Source organism: Pseudothermotoga elfii DSM 9442 = NBRC 107921 (genome assembly GCF_000504085.1).
GTDB lineage: Bacteria > Thermotogota > Thermotogae > Thermotogales > DSM-5069 > Pseudothermotoga_B > Pseudothermotoga_B elfii.
On record NC_022792.1, the window covers coordinates 1,694,053 to 1,712,438 of the forward strand.

Genomic DNA, 18,386 nt, shown 5'->3' on the forward strand with positions numbered 1-18,386 from the left:
ATGAAGAATGAAGAAGCATTGGCAGTTCGGAATCTACGTGTTAATTACAAGGTATACAGAGGTATTCTGAAAGTTCTCGATGGAATTGATTTGACGGTAAAAAGAGGAGAGAAGATAGGACTTGTTGGTGAAACAGGCTGTGGCAAGACGACTACACTGAAAGCGATTATGGGAATACTCGCGAGTAACGCGATTTTATCAAGTGGCAAAGTTACAGTGAATGGAAAAGTTATTTTGGAAAGAAGTGCACACCACATGGTGAGAAAACCAGCAAAACGTGTTGCAATGATCTTCCAAGATCCGACGGCATCACTCAATCCTGTTTTCACCATAGGTGAACAGATGGAGCTCGTTGTGAGATATGCGGCAAATCGTTCGTCATCAGTAAGAGAAGCGGCTATTAATGCTCTTCGTCTAGCGCGACTCCCGGACGCAGAGAGAATTCACACGAATTTTCCTTTCCAGTTAAGTGGGGGTATGAGACAAAGAGTATGTATAGCCATGGCACTTGCCGCTGAACCCAATATCATACTTGCTGATGAACCCACCACTAATCTGGATGTTACGATCCAGGATCAAGTTCTCAAACTACTAAAACGACTATGCGATGAACAAAAATTGGCACTGGTACTTGTAACTCACTCACTGGGAGTTGCCAGAGAAACATGCGACAGAATATATGTCATGTACGCGGGTACCATTGCGGAATATGCCAGTAGTCAAAACATTTTCGAAAACCCTTATCATCCATATACGCGTGGATTATTGGCAGCTTTGCCACGACTAACTGGTGAGGGAATCGCTGAAGGTATTGGAGGAAGAATACCAGATTATCTAAATCCACCCCAGGGGTGTCGATTTGCTCCAAGGTGCGAGCAAGCAACAGAAAAGTGTTTTTCCACAAAACCCGGCTTTTATGAAGTCGAGGACGAACATTTCGTTTCTTGCTTTCTTTACGAGACTGAGAGGGGTGTGGCTTCTGATGTCGGTCATTCTTCGGATACGGAATCTTAAGAAGTATTTCCCCACAAATAAAAAGGGAGTTTTTGTCAAGGCCGTTGATGGAATTGACGTTGACATTTATAAAGAAGACGTCTTTGCATTGGTTGGGGAGTCTGGTTCAGGCAAGAGCACAACCGCCTACACAGTTATTGGTATGTATGAACCAACAGAAGGCAGGATTGAATACAAAGACCTTGACATAAGCCACATTCATTGGAAACGTCCAGCCCAACTGAAAAAGAATATTCAGATCGTTTTTCAAGACCCCGGCACATCTCTTAATCCCTCAAAGACAGTTTTTCAAATCATAGGGGCACCACTAATAATACACAAACACTTGAGAGGAGAGAAGCTTCGGGAAGCCATTGTTAATGCCTTAAATATGGTTGAACTGCCGCCAGAATACATTTACAAACTTCCAAGAGATATAGGAGGTGGTGAAAAACAGCTGATAGCAATTGCACGAGCGCTGTCAGCTGGACCAGAGTTTGTCATTCTCGACGAACCAACTTCTGCGTTGGATGTTTCCATTCAAGCTAAGATCATACGAACACTGCTGAAGCTTAAAGAAGAACTTGGATTGACTTATATGTTTATCACCCATGATCTAAGTTTAGTCAGAAATATCTCCAACAGAGTTGCAATTATGTATCTTGGTAAAATCGTGGAACAAGGACCAACAGCCCAAATTTTTGCAGAACCCAGTCATCCATACACTCAGATGTTGTTGTCATCGATTCCTGTCGTAACCAAAGCCGAAGAAGCTCTTAAACCCAAACAAATTCAATCTACTGGAGAAATACCAAGCCCAGTGGATGTACCAGCTGGTTGCTCTTTCCACACAAGGTGTCCTTTCGTTCAGGAAATATGTCGCAAGGCAGAACCACAATCTGTTGAGTTACAACCAGGTAGAGTAGTTAAATGCCATTTGTATTCAAAAGGAAAGGCACTATTGATGGAAGTGAATTCATAATGGAGGTTGGCGAAGCCATCCTTAAGAGGAGAAGTGTGCGTTTTTTTAATGATCACGAAATAGATATTTCCATTTTACATGAAATCCTAATTTCTGGCATTTATGCCCCAACCGCAGGCAATTTACAAGTGTGGGAATTTTACTGCTATTTTCAGAAAAACACTATCGATCGTATAAAAAGTTGTTCCCCAGGAATACTGGGAAACCCCAAAGCAATAATAGTAGCATGTGTGAATGAGAGAAGAATCGAAGAATTGAAATTAAAAGACTGGACTTTAAACGCTGTAATTGATGTTTCTATGGCTTGCCAAAACATTATGCTGAAGGCGTTTGAGTTGGGAATTGGATCTTGCCCAGTGACTTCTTTTGAAAAAGATACTCTCACAAAAATTCTTTCATTATCTTCTTATCTAAAACCATTGATTTTGATAGCTCTCGGATATTACGATAAATTACCTGAGACACCCGCACGCGACGAATCGGTTATTCATATTGAAGCGAAAAACCAAAATGAACCCACTTTTAATCAAGAAATTGAAGCTCCTCAACGTATATCAAATTTTCCAATTGAAATGCTGGGATTTCTGATTACATCTGTAAAAATAAATGTTAGAGAGCCACCAAGTTACGCGGTTATTAGATTGTTAGAAGCTGCCGAAAAAATTTGTGAGTATCTTCTTGATCTATACCCAGAACATCAAAGTTATTTCGAATTCATCAAGAATGAACTTAATACAGCATCTTCTCTATATTTCCTTGGAAATGCTACTTATATAGAACACTTGGAGAAGGCACTTGATGTGTATGTTCATCTACTTTCATCCTTAGAAAACAAAAAACAAAGTGAAAATTCTGGGAGGGATTGAGTATGGCAGAGGCATTTGAGTTTGAAGTTGCAAAAGCTGCATCAATTATTGTAAGAGATTTGTGCCGTGTTCGAAGAGGAGAATCCGTTCTAATCACAATCGACTCAGTTATGGATTTCAAACCCGCCGAAGAAACAGCTAAAGTTGCAGAAACTTTAGGAGCAAAAGTGATGATTGCTTTGCATTCAACACCTAGGGGATATGGAAAAATTGCGGATAATCAATTACCAGAACCATTAAAAGCTGCTATTCCATCAACCGATGTATGGATTGAATTCAATAACCAATGGTTACTTTACAACAGCGCTTGGACCCAAGCAATGTCAAATGGCCGAACAAGATATTTATTCCTCGGAGGTTTGGATCGCGAGAGAATAGCAAGATGTATAGCAAGAGTAGATATAGAGCTCCAGGAAAAATTTCAGAACAAAGTTGTGGAAATGACCAAAAGGGCAAAAAAAATGAAAATCACCACACCTGCCGGAACAGATATTTCATTCGAAAATATCCCAACGAGACCTGTAACAAACGAATTACGTGCAGATACTCCGGGACCACATTTCTTATTAGGACAAATAGGATGGGCCCCACTTGAGGAGAGTATTAACGGTACGATAGTTTTCGATGGATCATTTTCTGGTGGAGGTGAAGCAGATCTTGGAGTACTTAAACACCCAATAAAACTTGTGGTAAAAGAAGGAAAAATCACGGAGATACTCGGCCAAGATGAGGCAAAGTTCGTCAAAAAATGGTTGGAAAAACTGGATGACCCAAGAATGTACTATCTAGCTCATGTATGTTATGGCTTCAATCCAGGTGCAAAACTGAGTGGTTTATGTACTGAAGATGAACGTGTCTGGGGATCAACAGAATGGGGATTTGGTTACCAAGGGCCTGCTTTCAAGGGAAAACTTGGTGAAGCAATCTCTCACGCGGATGGGATTTGTTTAAATTCCTCCGTTTGGCTCGATGGAGAACTATTGATGGATGAGGGTAAGATTGAACACCCAGAACTTGTCGAAATAGCTAAAATTATGGGAAAAATATAATTTTGTGATTAAGAAAGGAGCATACCTGTGAGAATTCTGCACAAAGAAGATCTTGAAGTAATTGTAAATGGCGCTGCTTTTTTAGGCGCAGGAGGAGGTGGGCCAGTAGGCGTTGGTAGGTACCTTATAGAGAGAATAGAAAAGGAAACTGGTAGCATAGAGATAGAGCTAATAACTACCGATGAGATGAGTGATTATGAGTTTGCGGTGATGGTTGCAGGTATAGGGTCGCCAAAAATCATTAAAGAAAAAGGATTTGGTTGCGAGGCACTTTATGCGTATGAGTTTATAAGGAAAATATGTGCCATATCTGGGATGAAAGTGAAATACGTAATGCCTGGAGAAATGGGAGGATTTAATACGCTTGTATCTGTTTACGTTAGTGGAATCACAAAAACTCCTTTAATAGATGCAGATGGCAACGGAAGAGCTGTCCCAGAGTTATCCACCACATTATATTATTGTGCAGGCATTCCCTCCGTCCCTTTAGTATTAGCTGATTCATCAGGAGATATAGCTGTGGTATATCTTGGCAATGAAACAGATCATAAAACCGCGGAAAGTGTAGCAAGAAACATCACAGTGTCGTGGGGTATGGCAGCTGCTTTTTCTACATGGCCAGTACGCAAGCATGAAATCACTAAATATCTAGTTGCTGGATCAATTAGCCGAGCTAAAAAGATTGGAGAAATCCTCAGAAGATTTGGCGGTAAGTCAATAGAAGAGCTTTCTAAAAAACTATCTATCATGGGTATTAAGGAACTGTTCGTAGGATGTGTTCGCGATATAAATTCTAAGACCGAAAAAGGATTTGATTGTGGCATTGTCTCAATAGAAGGGAAAGATAAATATAGCGGATTAACAATGAATATTTTGTTCAAAAATGAAAACATCTTAGCACAAATTGATGGTAAGCACGTGGCTATGGTACCTGATTTGATAAGTTTTATAGATGCCGAGACTGGCGAAGTTCTTACTAATGCCGAAATAACAAGTAATCAGAAAATAGTTGTCTATGGAATGCCTGCTCCCAAAAAATGGAAGCAAAAACCTTCTGGCTTTGAATCCTGGAAACATATTCTGCAAGATTTTGGTTATTCGGGAGAATATTTATCTCTTGATTAGTCATTTTTACTTAGGAGGCAAGAAAATAGTAAGTAAGTTCGCAATACAAAGTATTGTCAGCGGTTTTTTGAAAACGTGCGCAATTCGGTATTTCCTAACACTTTTAATATTTTCATATCACTTGAATTTTTGTGATCGTGGTAAACTATGTTATATGGATTACAAAATCTTTGCCTGGATAAGTGTTGTTTTACTTTTTTACAATTTTTCGCTTTTTCCACTGAGAAAAATCATGAGAAATGTTAAGGGGGCCAGAAAATTTCTGAAAATTGGTTCATTGCTGCACAAATATACAGGATTAGCCCTGATTGTAACAGGTTTTATTCACGGTTATCTGGCGCTGGGCATTTTTATATTTCATACAGGTTGGATTTTGTGGTTTAGCATAATTTTGCTGTTTGCATATTATTTGTTGAGGAAAGTTTTTAAAAGAAAATGGATGTATCTTCACAGATACACAGATTTTCTTGTCTTAGGATGGTTTTTTGTCCATTTATTTCTTCCGTGGTTGCTGTGAAGGTTTTTCTACAGATTAGCAAAAACTGCCCTTAATACATGCTTTCTGTGAGTTAAAAAGCTATGTTACGGAATATGAACAAAATTGACATAAAAGTATCTTTATGATATATTCTTTTTGAATTAACGCAAGGGTATGGGGGGAGATGAGGAGAAGACCGTACCCCTTTGGGGTGTGGTCTTTTAGTTTTTTTTAAGATATTTATAGATTATTTAAGCTATCTCATATACCATGGGGAGAAGGAGGTGTTAGGATGAAGAAATTTTTGGTGATATCTTTGTTAGTTTTAACAGTTTTGTCGTTCGCAAAAGTAAAGATTCAATTCTGGCATGCCATGGGTGGCTGGCGAATTGAAGTAATTCAAAACATGGTGAACGATTTCATGAAACTCAATCCTGATATCGAGGTGGAAGTTCAGTATGTTGGAAGTTACGAAGAAATATTAGCAAAAACAGTTGCTGCTGTACAGGCAGGTACACCACCACACGTGGTTCAATTGAATGAAATAAGCACCCAAAAAATGATTGATAGCGGTGTCGTAGTTCCTGTTCAAGATATGATTGACAAAGATCCAACTTTCGATGTTGGTCTGTTTCTGCCACAGGTACTTAATTACTACCGGGTTAGCGGAAAGCTCTATTCAATGCCATGGAACAGTTCAACACCACTTTTGTATTATAATAAAACGCTTTTCAAAGAAGCTGGACTTGATCCAGATAATCCCCCGAGAACTTACAGTGAGTTGATAGAGGCATGCAGAAAGCTTGTTAAAAAAGATGAAAAAGGAAATGTTATCAGAAGTGGTATAACCTGGCCACTTTATTCCTGGTTCTTTGAAGAGTATATGGCTCTGCAAAACAAATCACTTGTCGATAACGACAATGGAAGAACGAAAAAAGCAACCAAAGCTACTTTTAACAATGAAGCGGCCATGAATTTTCTCAACCTGTGGGATAAATTAACAAAAGAAGGATTGATGATCAACACAAAACGCGCCGACTGGACAGCCGCAAGACAACTTTTCATATCACAAACGGTAGGAATGCTCATATCTTCAACATCAGATGTCGCACTGCTGATGAATGAATCTGCCAAACAGGGATTTGAACTCGGAACAGCATTTTTACCACTTCCAGATGGTGCGCAGCGTGGAGGAGTTATAATAGGTGGAGGAAGCCTGTGGATTATAAAACAAAAAGATCAGCAGGAAATCAATGCAGCTTGGAAATTGGTTAAATATTTAGCTGAACCAGGACCTCAAATAACGTGGCATCAGGCAACAGGTTATTTTCCAATAAGAGTGGATGCAATTCAAACATTGCAGGTTCAGGGGTATTACAGAGATAATCCACATCATCTGACGGCTATTCTTCAACTTCTAACGAGTGTACAGAATTACAACACAAATGGTGCAATAATTGGTGCTTTTCCTGAGGTTAGAGACGCTATTGAAACAGCTGTGGAAAAAATGATATCTGGCTCCATCACACCTAAGCAAGCTCTCGATGAAGCAGAAAAGAATGCAAACAAAGCTATAAAAGAATATTTTTGATAAATGCGGCTGGCTCTGCCCAGCCGCTATGTTTTTCATGGAGGTGCTCGCGTGAAAAGAAAATGGCTGCCGTATATTTTTTTAATTCCAACCTACGTTATCATCGTCCTGTTCATATATATCCCTGCTGCTGATTCATTTTACTCGAGTTTTATGAAAATATCTGTATTTGGAAACAGAAAAATGTTTGTTGGATTGCAAAATTACCTAAATCTTTTTCAGGACCCTGATTATATTTTGGCGGTAAGATTCACTTTAATATACACCGCTGCTACTGTTCTGGTATCTATTTTTTTATCGTTCTTTTTTGCGTTGTTGTTAGATCAAAAAGTTCCTGGCTCGAGAATATACAGAACACTTATTTTTGCACCATACGCTGTTTCACATGCTGTTGCAGGAGCCCTCTGGGGTTTTCTGTTGAATTCTGTGGTTGGGCATGTCAATTACCTGACAAGAACACTGTTTGGAATACAGGCCCAATGGTTAACAACCAAACCATTCGCTGCATATTCATTGATAATAGCTTCCATCTGGAAAACATTACCGTTCAACATTATTTTCTACTTAGCAGCACTTCAAAATATTTCGTCCGAGGTAATTGAAGCCAGCATAATCGATGGTACAAATTCCTGGACGAGAACCTGGAAGATTATATTTCCGCTTGTTTCGCCGATAACTTTCTATCTTGTCATCATGAGCATAATATCTTCTATGTTTCAATCTTTCGCAATCATAGATGTGATGACAAAAGGTGGTCCAGGTGGTTATACAACCAATATGATATACAAGCTCTTCATGGATGGATTCAGATTTCAGAAAACTGGCTTAGCTTCTGCAGAAAATGTCATACTCTTTTTTATAATGATCGTGGTAACGGTGATTTATTTTTCTGCCGCGCAGAAGAGAGTTCATTACCAATAGAGGTGAAATGTGATGAGAAAATCAACCAGAAAAACTATAAAAGTTGTGACAACTGAGATATTTCTGATAATAGCAAGCATTTTTATGTTTGCACCTGTTTTTCTGGCAATTGTTATGAGCATTCAACCACCAGAATTTGTCTTTTCTTATCCTCCCAAATTTCTCCCACAAGGATTTTTCACCAAAAATTATCTCGATGCTTTCAAAATAGTTCCATTTGCAAGAATGATGCTGAATAGTGCAATAATAGCTGTTTTGATTACCTTTGGAAAATTGATCAGCGGTACACTTTCAGGTTATGCATACGCAAACTTTCAATTTAGGGGAAGCAGGATTTCTTTTTACATACTTTTTGCGACACTCTTTATACCTTCTGAAATAGTCTTGATAGTTCCCCTTTTTAAAATAGTCAGTAAATTCGGCTGGACAAACACATATATGGCCATGACAATACCATTTATGGCAAGTGCAACGAACACTTTCCTGATGCAACAGCATTTCAAAACTATTCCGAGAGAATTTGAAGATGCAGCAAAAATTGATGGAGCAGGTTCAATGCAGTATTTTTTCAGGATCGTACTTCCTCTTTCAAGACCTATTATAGCTGGAGCAGCGATAATAAATTTCACATACGCATGGAATATGTACCTTTGGCCATTGATAGTGGCGATGGAAGATAAAATGAAAACAGTTCAAGTTGCCATAAACATGATCATAAACGCGGAATCTTCCAACAACTGGGGAATAATAATGGCCGGGACAGTGATTGCTCTGGCACCGACACTTTTGCTGTTTTTCACACTTCAGGATTTGTTTGTAAAATCACTTGTAAGTACCGGAATAAAGGGATGAATCATTTGAACCTGTACCAGAGAATACCTATTATTTCATGAATTGCCCACAGGTTTGCTGTTAAAGCATCTCTATTTGGTAAATAATCAGACCAACCGAGCTTGGAGTGATTGTAAAGATAGCCTGTTGGGCATGGATGAACTGTGAATCTGGCCTTAGAAAATGAATAAATGGCACGCTTCATGTGAATTGCTGATGTTACGACAACCACGTTTTGAAAACCTTTCTCTCTGCAGATTTGCGATGTAAAAATCGCATTTTCAAAGGTTGTTTTTGCATCTGGCTCGATTATTATCGCCTCTGCCGGAAAACCTAACGATATGGCTAAATCTCTCATGACTACTGCCTCTGGAGGTTGATTCAGCAATGGTAACATTCCTCCAGATATTATCAGAAAAGAATCAAAGTCCTTTGCTATCCGGACGCCTTCGAGCAATCTTACTATAGAACTTTGTGATGGCTGATAACCATTAGGAGTCTTAACAATACCTCCACCAAGAACAACAACAGCATCAATCTTTTTCGGGATAGAAATTTCATAAGATCTTTCAAGAGGTAAAACAAGTGTTAGAGCACCAAGACCACTGGAAAAAAAGTAGAAACAAAGCGCAAGAAAAATCATAAAAATCGCCGTGTTTCTACTTTTTTTAAACTGCAAAATGCCTATTAATAGAAACAATGTCACGAAAAAACCTGGAGGAAGAAGAAAAGCTTCAACAACCTTTTGAAATACAATCATTTTTTCCTCCAAGCATACTCAAAACTAAACTTACATGCATCTGTGTACCAACAAGCAAGGAATCTTCATCAATATCAAAGTACGGTGAATGGTGAGATCTTTCCAGACCTTTTTGCGAGTTTGACGCACCTATGAAATAAAAAACACCCGGTACTTCTTTCAAAAAGAACGACATATCTTCTCCACCCATAGTTGGAGGTACCTCAACGACATTTTCTTTGCCAAAAATACCTTCAGCAATTTTTCGAACATAATCTGTTAATTTTTCATCGTTCACGAGAACAGCTGTGCCATCTTTATGGTCTATTTCAAAATCTAACTCGTGAGCCATACACACACCCTGTGTAATTCTTTTTATACTTTCTTTTACCAAATTTCGACTATTCTCGCTCAACGTTCTAACAGTTCCCTGCAAAATGGCCGTTTCAGGTATGATATTGAATGCACTTCCTGCTTGAACCTTTCCAACTGTGACAACAACACTCTCAAACGGATCTATTTTTCTACTAACAATGGTCTGAAGAGCCATTACAAGCTCGGCAGCCGCAATTACTGGGTCTTTGCAGTAATGTGGTTGAGCACCATGACCGCCCTTACCTTTGAGAATAATCTGAAATTCATCTGCGGCGGCCATGAGTGCACCACTTCTGATACCAATCTTTCCACAATCAAGCTGTGACCAGAGATGCACACCAAAAGCATAATCGACATCTGGATTTTTCAAAACACCTTCCTCTATCATTGGTAAAGCCCCACCTGGCGGGAATTTTTCTTCTGAAGGCTGAAAAACGAATTTCACATTTCCGCTGAGTTCAGATTGATGGGCTTTCAATATTTTTGCCGCAACAAGTAACATGGCTGTATGGCCATCGTGCCCGCAAGCATGCATTACACCATCGATCTTTGATTTATAAGGAACATTATTCAGCTCTTGTAATGTGAGTGCATCCATATCTGCCCTCAAAATAATTGTTTTACCAGGTTTTGCACCTTTGAGCAATGCAACAACGCCTGTTTGAGCCACATTTCTTTTAACTTCTAATCCTACTGATTCAAGATACTCTGCTACCTTTTGCGAAGTTCGGTGCAATTCAAAACCAACCTCAGGGTACATGTGAAAATCTCTCCTCAGTTGAATCAACTCGTCTTTATAAGATAAAACTTCCTGGCTTATCACACATTCACCCCCTGATTAACCTGCTGATGTAACTCGGTGTATTTCCACATTTGAATCTATTTTTACCATTCTATCTTCTGTATATATTTCGCCGTTTACAAGAACAACGTGCTCTTCGCTGTTTAAACCCAATTTTTTTAGAATATCTATTACCTTTATAGACCCTTCAAATTTGTATGTTCTTCCCTGATAATTAACTGTTATTCTATTATCCACACCAGATCACCGTTTTTTAACAAAGCGGCATTCGCTTCATCTGTATCGACGTGGAACTCAAGAGCGAATTTTTCACTGACTCTAACCAGGACATCATCGAATATGAGTCTGCGTCCCTCTTTTTCACAGACCACTTTTACAATATCTTTATCTTTAACTCCATAGTGTTGAGCATCTTTTGGATGCATGTGAATGTGCCTCTTGGCTAAAATTACTCCTTTGTCTTTTATAACCGTTCCCTTGGGACCTACTATGACTATACCCGGCGTGTTTTCTATATCCCCTGAATCTCTCACAGGAGGATTCAGCCCAAGCTTGAAAGCATCTGTTCTTGAAATTTCTATCTGTGTGTTGTTTCTTGCTGGTCCGAGTACTCTTACTTGTTCGATAGCGCCTTTGGGACCTACTATTATTACCTTCTCATCTGCCGCATATTGTCCAGGTTGCCCCAGATCTTTCACAGGTTTCAATTCATAGCCTTTTCCAAAAAGTATTTCTATATCTTCCTTAGAAAGATGAACATGCCTGTTGCTGACGCCAACAACAATACCAGGTTGTTTTTTATCCACCTCTCATACCTCCTCTGTAAGGATTAACAAGTGCTTTTCTTTTTTTAACAATTACATCGTTGATAGTTTTAACTTTTGCCTTAAATGGGCCTCTTCTTACACTTAACCATCCAAGACCAGCTATAGCAAGCTCTTCTCCTGTATTTAACTCAAATTCCTCTTCTTTCCAATTTAATGAATCCATTGAAAGCTCTTTTGGTTTAAAAGGCGGCACAAGCAATCTGCCATATTGCTTAACGTGCAGATTATCTGCTTTCGAAGTACCGGTAACATGAAATTTTACAGACTCACTTGCAAATATTTGAAAAATTGGTGGCAGCTCTGTATCAAAAGAGAAATCTAACCTGCACAGACCTCCAATAAATATTGTTTGACCTTTTTGAGGCTTAAAAGTCATTCTACTCAGGGATTTCTGAGAAATCTTTTTCTGAGATCCAGGTTCCAGAAAATCTATTATCCTGCGATTTGAAAATATCCCTGGTGTGTCAAAGATATCCGTATTTTTCACAGTTGCTTTTATCAAATCAAGTGTGGTACCCGGAAAAGGTGTAACATTAACATCGACACCGGTTAATTTCTGAAAAATAGAAGATTTTCCAACATTAGTCATACCAATGAAAATCACATTTTCATAAAGCGAGAGTGCCCTTAGAAGAGATCTCGTTCCATAATTTTTCGCTGCGCTCGTCAGATATACGTCCCTGAACCTTTGCCCTTTCAGCCTTTCTTCAACCCAGGATTTGATCTCACGAATCGTGACAGCTTTTGGAAGAAGATCTATCTTGTTCACAACAATTATTTTATTCAGATCTTTCAAAATTTCTGCAAGCAATGGATCATAACTTCCTTCAAAATCGCTTATATCCAAGACCCAGACAACAACTTCAAATTTTCGAACAAGCTTTGACAACTTTTTGACAAAATCATTTGTAATCTTTACTGATTCAAGCTTTCCATAATGCCTCATTCTGAAGCATCTCTGGCAAAGAATATCTTTCCCCTCTGCTCTTCTTTTCTGAAAAACTTCTAAGGGTACATAGCCAGGTTTTCTTTGATTTTCATGCTGTATCTGAGCTCCACATCCTCTACATTTCATACAAAATTCAGTGCTCGCTGCACTGTTTCCTCCTTTTTGAATCTCTAACTCACTTGCGAATTATTTTCAGCACAATCCGCTCGAAAAATCTCAGTATTCTGGTGAAAAAAAACTCATGTCTGCTTAAAGGTTCTACTTTTACTGTATACACACCAAGTAAATTTCCCGCCAGAATATCTGTGAAAATCTGGTCACCTATCATTACAACACGATTAACTGGTATCTGATTGTCTAAAAGAAATTTCTTTATTTTAAAAGTTAATGGTTTTCTGCTTCTCCATATGATATGGGCACCATCGAGAGAAATCTTCCTCGGTCTTCCGTTTGAAGCTATCAGAATCTTTCCTCTCTTACTGTTTATTTCATCTATAACATATCGAAACCTCTCTTCTATTTTTGAAGACCTCCATAAACCAAGCGTGTTGTCAAAATCGAAAATAAACACATCTTTGCCATTGAGAATAAACTTTCCTATATCTATCTTATCAACACTTTCCAGAAATTCATCGGGTTTCAGTAATTTAAATACGCCCATCGTTTTCTCTACACTCCACTACCTCGAAATCTACATGCTTTCTTACCGTTTCGAGAAACTCAAGAAGTTCCTGAAGCATATCAGCAGGAACAAGTATTCTCAAAAGCCCATTTTCATATTTTCTCATATTCACAAAATTGTCTTCTACTTCGAGAATATAACCAAGTTTATGAACATCTTCGCTTTTTATTCTCAGGTAAACATCATATTCCATATGCTGACCTCCTTACCAAATTGATCTTTTTGATTATAAGATATAATCATAAAGAAATGAAAGGGGGTATTGTTTTGAAAGTAGTACTTCTAAAAGATATACCTGGTATTGGAAAAACTGGTGATATGAAAGAGGTTAAAGATGGCTATGCAAGAAATTTTTTAATACCTCGTGGATTGGCAAAAATGGCAACCGAAGGAGAAATTAAAAGGATCAGGAACGAAAAAATTCTAAAGGAACACAAAGAAGATCTGACAAAAAAGAAAAGCGAGGAGATATTGAAAACCCTTCAAAAACAGATTCACAAAGTTCCGGCAAAAGTTGGAGGTGGCGGAAAATTATTTGGTGCGTTGACTTCTACAAATTTATCAGAGATCCTTTCAAAAAACTCAGGTGTTGAAATTGACAAAAAGTGGATAAACATTGATAAGCCACTCAAAGAAACGGGGCTTTACGATATCGAGATGAGGCTTCCTGGCGGAGTCAGAGGAACTATAAAAGTTGAAATCGTCGGAGAGGAGAAAGGGTGAGTTAGCTGATACTTCAGATATATTCCAAGGCTCTTTATTCTACATGGGTTTACTACGCACCAGAAAGAATTCTGTTTGATGCCGGTGAGGGAGTTTCTTTGACAATGTCCAACAAAATATATGCCATAAGATATATTTTTTTAACACATGGCCATATTGACCACATATCTGGATTGTGGACCATAGTGAACACAAGGAATAACTCTATGGGAGATAGAGAAAAGCCATTGACTGTCTACTACCCTAAAGGAAATACAGCTATCGAAGATTGGATAAATTTCATCAAACAAGCCAACAATGACCTGCGGTTTGAATTCAATCACATACCTGTTAGTGCAGGAGAAAAAGTGTTTCTTCGTCAGGCAGGAAACTTTGCAAGATATGTTGTGCCATTCAAAGTCAAGCACACTTCGCAGGATATGAGTCTGGGTTACAGTATAATAGAAACGCGCAGGAGATTAAAAGAAGAGTACCGCAACTTACCTGAAAAAGAGATATCGGAACTTTCAAAAAAGCTTGGTTCAAACAACATAACAGAGTTTTATGAGAAAAAAATCTTGACAATCTCTGGTGATACGTTCGGAATAGACCCCGAAAATGCAAGAGATAGTGAAATTCTTTTACACGAATGTACATTTCTTAGAAGCAGTGACAGGAAGATGAATGCTCATGCTTCCCTGGAAGAGGTTCTCGACATTGCGAAATCAGCGGAAGTCAAGAAGTTGATCCTTTACCACATATCTTCAAGATACAGCGGCAAAATAGATAGATATCTCAAAAATATTAAAGAAGCAAATAATTTTGATATACATTACGTTGATCCAGAAGTTGTTTTCACCATATAAGGGAGGTGAAACAGTGGAACCTTATCTCTTCTGGCTAATTCTGGGAGTAATTTTTGTGGTTGGTGAAATATTCACTCCATCTTTTTTTCTTTTCTGGTTTGGGATAGGCGCTTTCGTTGCATCCGCCGTTAGTGTGAGTTTTGGTACACTGGCTCAGATTATGGTATTCATCCTGGTATCTGGATTGCTTGTTATTCTCACAAGACCTCTGACAAAGAAATTAACAAAACAAGAACCTCGTAAGATACACATAGATGAGATAATAGGTCAGATAGCTACAGTAATTGAAACCATAGACAATAAGCAGGGAAAAGGTCTGGTTAAGATTAATGGGGACCTCTGGCGAGCATATTCAAAAGACGAGCAAGTAATAAATGAGGGAGAAAAAGTAAAAATAATCAAAGTAGAAGGTTCGCATGTTATCGTTGAAAAGACAGGAGGTGAGTAACTGTGATAATAGCCCTTGGAATAATAGCCTTTTTAATACTTATAATTGCTGCAACTGGTATTAAGATTGTTCGACCGTATCAAAGAGGTCTGGTAGAGAGATTGGGTAAATTTAACAGAGAAGCTGGGCCGGGATTACACTTTATCATCCCGTTCTTTGACAGAATGACGCGCGTCGATTTGAGAGAAATGGTTATCGATGTTCCTCCCCAGGAGGTTATAACAAAAGACAATGTTGTAGTGACAGTTGACGCTGTGATTTATTATGAAGTCACAGATGCTTACAAAGTAGTTTACAACGTAAGCAATTTTCAGTTTGCCACGTTAAAGCTCGCTCAGACAAATTTGAGAAACGTTATAGGCGAATTGGAACTTGATCAGACGCTCACATCAAGAGAGAAAATAAACACAAAGCTCAGGACCGTCCTCGATGACGCTACTGACAAATGGGGTGTGAGAATAACGAGAGTCGAAATCAAGAAAATAGATCCACCAAAAGATATAACCGATGCGATGAGCAAACAAATGAAAGCTGAGAGAACTAAGCGAGCGGCTATCCTCGAAGCAGAAGGTATAAAACAGGCAGAGATACTCAAAGCTGAAGGTGAAAGAAATGCTGCTATATTAAAAGCAGAAGGCCAGGCTGAAGCAATAAAGAAAGTGGCTGAAGCAAATAAATTTAAATTGATAGCAGAAGCTCAGGGTCAGGCCGAAGCAATACTCAACGTTTTCAAAGCGATTCATGAAGGAGGACCAACAAATGATCTTATAGCAATAAAATATCTTGATGCGCTGAAAGATATAGCGAACGGCAAAGCAACCAAGGTATTCCTGCCTATGGAAGCCTCCGCAATTCTCTCAAGTATAGCTGGTATAGCTGAAGTTCTGAAAAAAGAACCTGAAGGGGAGGAGAAAAAATAAACGTGGCCGATTTTATTAAAGATCTGTTTCTCGGGTTATCTTATTCTTCAATAGGCATAGTAACAGCACTACCTGTAGTCTGGGCAAATTTTTCCGGGGCGGTGAATATGACGCTCGCCCCCTTTTCTTCCGTAAATACGATTGTTACGCTCGGATTACTTCTAACCTATACATCTGCCTTTGGCCAATATTCTTTGAGGGATTTTTTTGTATGTGTTTTGATCGCCTTCCTGTTTCACGTGGGAAGATTGTCTGTTTATCTTGAAAACGAAGATAAGAGATTCAGGGTGCTATTTCTTTCCCTCGGTTACACGAAAAAAGAATATGTCGTCTTATATTTGCTTAAAAGATCTATAAAGAGAAATATGGCCTCCCTTTTAACTTGCTGGGGGTTGTTCAGCACTGTTTTTGTTGTGAACAGAGTATCATCAGGACATGAATTAAGCAAACTCCTGATAGGTACTCTTCTCATTATCTTAGGTTTTACATCAGCTTCACTCGATCGAAAGGAATAAATTCCGACTAATAAGGTAGAATATTTATAGAGAAAACATTAGGAGGTGCAAGCATGCCATTAATAAATGAAAAGGACGTAAAGTACTTAAAAAAAGTATTTTCAGAACAATTAGTGGACCCTGTAAAAATTTTGATCTTTGTTGACGATGCCAGTGAATGTGAATATTGCGATTTAACAAAACAAGTCCTGGAAGAACTTTCTGCAGTTGACAGCAAGATAGAGTTTTATGTTTACCATGTTAAAAAAGACAGGGAAGTTGCCGAAATATACAAAATTGAAATGGCACCAGCAGTTGTATTTCTGAACAAAAACGGTGAAGACACGAGAATCAGATTTTACGGCATACCGTCCGGTCATGAATTTTCAAGTTTGATACAGGATATAATAACCGTTTCATCTGGTAAACCAGCATTTTTCAATGAAGATCAGATTGAGAAGATTCGTTCTATAAAATCGCCAGTCAAAATAAGGGTTTTTGTTACACCAACGTGCCCCTATTGCCCCAAAGCCGTTCTTATGGCCCATAACGCTGCTTTCATTAATCCAAATATTACAGCGGAAATGATAGAGGCGAACGAGTTTCCAGAATTGAGTATGAACTATGGTGTTTCTTCGGTACCTCATACTTTCATAAATGATCAGCGTGATTTCGTTGGAGCATATCCAGAAAACATGTTTTTACAGGAATTGCTAAAGGCTGCGGGGGAAAATTAGAATGTTCTTTGAAGTTGGTTCCACAAAATCAATAAAAGATTACTATGATATTATCACAATAGGCGGTGGTCCAGCTGCTCTGAGTGCAGCAGTTTATGCAAAAAGGGCAGGTTTGAGTGTGCTTGTTGTGGAAAAAGTTCTTGAAGGCGGGCAATTGAACCTCACAACATATATAGATAACTATTTAGGTTTCCCAAATATTGAAGGCCAGGAATTGGCAAGAAAAATGAAAGAACATGCAGAATCTCTCCAGACTGAATTTCTGAACAACCATGTTATTGAATTGAATGTGGAAAACAGCGAAATGGTAATTAAAACGGAAGAAAGAATTGTAAAATCCAGAGTTGTAATGATTGCAACAGGGGCAGATCCAAAAAAACTTGAAGTTCCGGGAGAGAGAGAGTTTCTGGCAAAAGGTATATCTTACTGTGCAACCTGCGATGGATATTTTTTCAAAGATAAAGATGTCGCCGTTGTAGGTGGAGGCGACACAGCTTTGAACGATGCGCTTTATTTATCAAAAATAGCAAAATCTGTTACTGTGATACATAGGAGGGACAAACTCAGAGCAGTCAAAATACTTCAGGACAAGGCTTTTAGCAACGAAAAAATAAAATTCGCATTTGACAACGTGGTTGAAAGATTTCATGGAGATAAAAAATTAGAAAGAATCGTTCTGAGAAATGTCAAAACTGGTCAGATTAGTGAATTAAAAGTAGATGGAGTTTTTATAGCGATCGGCTTGAAACCAAATTCAGAGCTTGTGAAAGATATTGTGAAAGTTGATGAGCAGGGATATATATTCACCGATGAATGGATGCAAACAAACATACCAAGACTTTATGCAATAGGTGATGTGAGGAAAAAGAACGTCAGACAGATTATTACAGCTGTCTCAGACGGAGCAATCGCCGCAATTCATGCTGCAGAAAATTACTTTTAAGAGGGTAGAGATACCCTCTTTTAATTTTTTTCTAATCCCCACTTTGTATGATTTTTTCAGGAGGTG

23 protein-coding genes are annotated in these 18,386 nt (G+C 38.5%); 16 read left to right on the forward strand and 7 right to left on the reverse strand.

Going from position 1 to position 18,386, the window contains the following annotated elements:
* The 9 genes from TEL01S_RS08190 (at nt 1) to TEL01S_RS08230 (ending at nt 8,857) form a co-directional block, all read left to right on the forward strand.
* Complete coding sequence (locus tag TEL01S_RS08190) at nt 1-1,014, forward strand: ABC transporter ATP-binding protein (RefSeq protein ID WP_051366225.1); 1,014 nt, start codon at nt 1-3, stop codon at nt 1,012-1,014.
* A complete protein-coding gene (locus TEL01S_RS08195; RefSeq protein WP_028843811.1) occupies nt 983-1,975 on the forward strand; it encodes an oligopeptide/dipeptide ABC transporter ATP-binding protein in 993 nt (330 codons plus the stop codon). The genes TEL01S_RS08190 and TEL01S_RS08195 overlap by 32 nt, the downstream gene beginning before the upstream one ends.
* Complete coding sequence (locus TEL01S_RS10755; RefSeq protein WP_051524920.1) at nt 1,975-2,841, forward strand: DUF6092 family protein; 867 nt, start codon at nt 1,975-1,977, stop codon at nt 2,839-2,841. The genes TEL01S_RS08195 and TEL01S_RS10755 overlap by 1 nt, the downstream gene beginning before the upstream one ends.
* A gap of 2 nt (nt 2,842-2,843) precedes the next feature.
* On the forward strand, nt 2,844-3,890 hold the full coding sequence (locus tag TEL01S_RS08205; RefSeq protein WP_028843810.1) for a M29 family metallopeptidase: 1,047 nt from the start codon (nt 2,844-2,846) through the stop codon (nt 3,888-3,890).
* A gap of 27 nt (nt 3,891-3,917) precedes the next feature.
* Nucleotides 3,918-5,015, forward strand: coding sequence for a DUF917 domain-containing protein (locus TEL01S_RS08210; RefSeq protein ID WP_028843809.1), 1,098 nt, complete (start codon nt 3,918-3,920; stop codon nt 5,013-5,015).
* 154 nt (nt 5,016-5,169) lie between these two features.
* A complete protein-coding gene (locus tag TEL01S_RS08215; protein ID WP_028843808.1) occupies nt 5,170-5,532 on the forward strand; it encodes a hypothetical protein in 363 nt (120 codons plus the stop codon).
* A gap of 253 nt (nt 5,533-5,785) precedes the next feature.
* Entirely contained in the window at nt 5,786-7,084 is a 1,299-nt protein-coding gene (locus TEL01S_RS08220) for an ABC transporter substrate-binding protein (RefSeq protein ID WP_028843807.1), read from the forward strand.
* Between the two features lie 51 nt (nt 7,085-7,135).
* On the forward strand, nt 7,136-8,005 hold the full coding sequence (locus TEL01S_RS08225) for a carbohydrate ABC transporter permease (protein WP_028843806.1): 870 nt from the start codon (nt 7,136-7,138) through the stop codon (nt 8,003-8,005).
* 12 nt (nt 8,006-8,017) lie between these two features.
* Nucleotides 8,018-8,857: a carbohydrate ABC transporter permease gene (locus TEL01S_RS08230; protein WP_012003621.1), complete on the forward strand. Its 840-nt coding sequence runs from the start codon at nt 8,018-8,020 to the stop codon at nt 8,855-8,857.
* Between the two features lies 1 nt (nt 8,858).
* On the opposite strand, the gene TEL01S_RS08235 is transcribed toward TEL01S_RS08230, so the two are convergent.
* The 7 genes from TEL01S_RS08235 to TEL01S_RS08265 are packed head-to-tail and all read right to left on the reverse strand — an operon-like array spanning nt 8,859 to nt 13,403.
* Complete coding sequence (locus TEL01S_RS08235; protein ID WP_028843805.1) at nt 8,859-9,596, reverse strand: YdcF family protein; 738 nt, start codon at nt 9,594-9,596, stop codon at nt 8,859-8,861.
* The gene (locus TEL01S_RS08240) at nt 9,571-10,773 is read right to left on the reverse strand and encodes a M20 metallopeptidase family protein (RefSeq protein WP_028843804.1); all 1,203 of its coding nucleotides are present in this window, start codon (nt 10,771-10,773) and stop codon (nt 9,571-9,573) included. The genes TEL01S_RS08235 and TEL01S_RS08240 overlap by 26 nt, the downstream gene beginning before the upstream one ends.
* A 15-nt stretch (nt 10,774-10,788) precedes the next feature.
* The gene (locus TEL01S_RS08245; protein ID WP_012003624.1) at nt 10,789-10,989 is read right to left on the reverse strand and encodes a ubiquitin family protein; all 201 of its coding nucleotides are present in this window, start codon (nt 10,987-10,989) and stop codon (nt 10,789-10,791) included.
* Nucleotides 10,974-11,558 carry a phosphate propanoyltransferase gene (pduL, locus tag TEL01S_RS08250; protein WP_028843803.1) on the reverse strand — a complete coding sequence of 195 codons (585 nt, stop codon included), beginning with the start codon at nt 11,556-11,558 and terminating at the stop codon, nt 10,974-10,976. The genes TEL01S_RS08245 and pduL overlap by 16 nt, the downstream gene beginning before the upstream one ends.
* On the reverse strand, nt 11,551-12,654 hold the full coding sequence (gene yqeH, locus TEL01S_RS08255) for a ribosome biogenesis GTPase YqeH (RefSeq protein WP_028843802.1): 1,104 nt from the start codon (nt 12,652-12,654) through the stop codon (nt 11,551-11,553). The genes pduL and yqeH overlap by 8 nt, the downstream gene beginning before the upstream one ends.
* Before the next feature lie 49 nt (nt 12,655-12,703).
* A complete protein-coding gene (locus tag TEL01S_RS08260) occupies nt 12,704-13,189 on the reverse strand; it encodes a YqeG family HAD IIIA-type phosphatase (RefSeq protein WP_038051533.1) in 486 nt (161 codons plus the stop codon).
* Nucleotides 13,176-13,403 (reverse strand): DUF4911 domain-containing protein, encoded by a 228-nt coding sequence (locus TEL01S_RS08265; protein ID WP_028843800.1) that lies wholly within the window; start codon nt 13,401-13,403, stop codon nt 13,176-13,178. The genes TEL01S_RS08260 and TEL01S_RS08265 overlap by 14 nt, the downstream gene beginning before the upstream one ends.
* Before the next feature lie 74 nt (nt 13,404-13,477).
* Between TEL01S_RS08265 and rplI the strand changes: the two genes are divergently transcribed.
* Genes rplI through trxB form a run of 7 tightly spaced genes read left to right on the forward strand, consistent with a single transcriptional unit; the run spans nt 13,478 to nt 18,320 of the window.
* Complete coding sequence (rplI, locus tag TEL01S_RS08270) at nt 13,478-13,933, forward strand: 50S ribosomal protein L9 (RefSeq protein ID WP_028843799.1); 456 nt, start codon at nt 13,478-13,480, stop codon at nt 13,931-13,933.
* 8 nt (nt 13,934-13,941) lie between these two features.
* A complete protein-coding gene (locus tag TEL01S_RS08275; RefSeq protein WP_144313087.1) occupies nt 13,942-14,778 on the forward strand; it encodes an MBL fold metallo-hydrolase in 837 nt (278 codons plus the stop codon).
* A 13-nt stretch (nt 14,779-14,791) separates the two neighbouring features.
* On the forward strand, nt 14,792-15,226 hold the full coding sequence (locus tag TEL01S_RS08280) for an NfeD family protein (RefSeq protein ID WP_012003631.1): 435 nt from the start codon (nt 14,792-14,794) through the stop codon (nt 15,224-15,226).
* Nucleotides 15,227-15,228: 2 nt separating this feature from the next.
* Entirely contained in the window at nt 15,229-16,146 is a 918-nt protein-coding gene (locus TEL01S_RS08285) for an SPFH domain-containing protein (RefSeq protein ID WP_012003632.1), read from the forward strand.
* A gap of 2 nt (nt 16,147-16,148) precedes the next feature.
* Nucleotides 16,149-16,661: a hypothetical protein gene (locus TEL01S_RS08290; RefSeq protein ID WP_028843797.1), complete on the forward strand. Its 513-nt coding sequence runs from the start codon at nt 16,149-16,151 to the stop codon at nt 16,659-16,661.
* 53 nt (nt 16,662-16,714) lie between these two features.
* Nucleotides 16,715-17,377 carry a protein disulfide oxidoreductase gene (pdo, locus tag TEL01S_RS08295; protein WP_028843796.1) on the forward strand — a complete coding sequence of 221 codons (663 nt, stop codon included), beginning with the start codon at nt 16,715-16,717 and terminating at the stop codon, nt 17,375-17,377.
* A 1-nt stretch (nt 17,378) separates the two neighbouring features.
* Nucleotides 17,379-18,320: a thioredoxin-disulfide reductase gene (gene trxB, locus TEL01S_RS08300; RefSeq protein WP_038051530.1), complete on the forward strand. Its 942-nt coding sequence runs from the start codon at nt 17,379-17,381 to the stop codon at nt 18,318-18,320.
* Nucleotides 18,321-18,386 lie beyond the last annotated feature (66 nt).

What these genes read in the sequence shown, in the direction of transcription:
- TEL01S_RS08190 (WP_051366225.1), top strand. Translation starts at nt 1, where the DNA reads ATGAAGAATGAAGAAGCATTGGCAGTTCGGAATCTACGTGTTAATTAC.
- TEL01S_RS08215 (WP_028843808.1), top strand. Translation starts at nt 5,170, where the DNA reads ATGGATTACAAAATCTTTGCCTGGATAAGTGTTGTTTTACTTTTTTAC.
- TEL01S_RS08230 (WP_012003621.1), top strand. Translation starts at nt 8,018, where the DNA reads ATGAGAAAATCAACCAGAAAAACTATAAAAGTTGTGACAACTGAGATA.
- trxB (WP_038051530.1), top strand. Translation starts at nt 17,379, where the DNA reads ATGTTCTTTGAAGTTGGTTCCACAAAATCAATAAAAGATTACTATGAT.
- TEL01S_RS10755 (WP_051524920.1), top strand. Translation starts at nt 1,975, where the DNA reads ATGGAGGTTGGCGAAGCCATCCTTAAGAGGAGAAGTGTGCGTTTTTTT.
- TEL01S_RS08235 (WP_028843805.1), bottom strand. Translation starts at nt 9,596, where the DNA reads ATGATTGTATTTCAAAAGGTTGTTGAAGCTTTTCTTCTTCCTCCAGGT.
- TEL01S_RS08265 (WP_028843800.1), bottom strand. Translation starts at nt 13,403, where the DNA reads ATGGAATATGATGTTTACCTGAGAATAAAAAGCGAAGATGTTCATAAA.
- TEL01S_RS08205 (WP_028843810.1), top strand. Translation starts at nt 2,844, where the DNA reads ATGGCAGAGGCATTTGAGTTTGAAGTTGCAAAAGCTGCATCAATTATT.
- pdo (WP_028843796.1), top strand. Translation starts at nt 16,715, where the DNA reads ATGCCATTAATAAATGAAAAGGACGTAAAGTACTTAAAAAAAGTATTT.
- TEL01S_RS08195 (WP_028843811.1), top strand. Translation starts at nt 983, where the DNA reads ATGTCGGTCATTCTTCGGATACGGAATCTTAAGAAGTATTTCCCCACA.
- TEL01S_RS08260 (WP_038051533.1), bottom strand. Translation starts at nt 13,189, where the DNA reads ATGGGCGTATTTAAATTACTGAAACCCGATGAATTTCTGGAAAGTGTT.
- yqeH (WP_028843802.1), bottom strand. Translation starts at nt 12,654, where the DNA reads ATGAAATGTAGAGGATGTGGAGCTCAGATACAGCATGAAAATCAAAGA.
- TEL01S_RS08220 (WP_028843807.1), top strand. Translation starts at nt 5,786, where the DNA reads ATGAAGAAATTTTTGGTGATATCTTTGTTAGTTTTAACAGTTTTGTCG.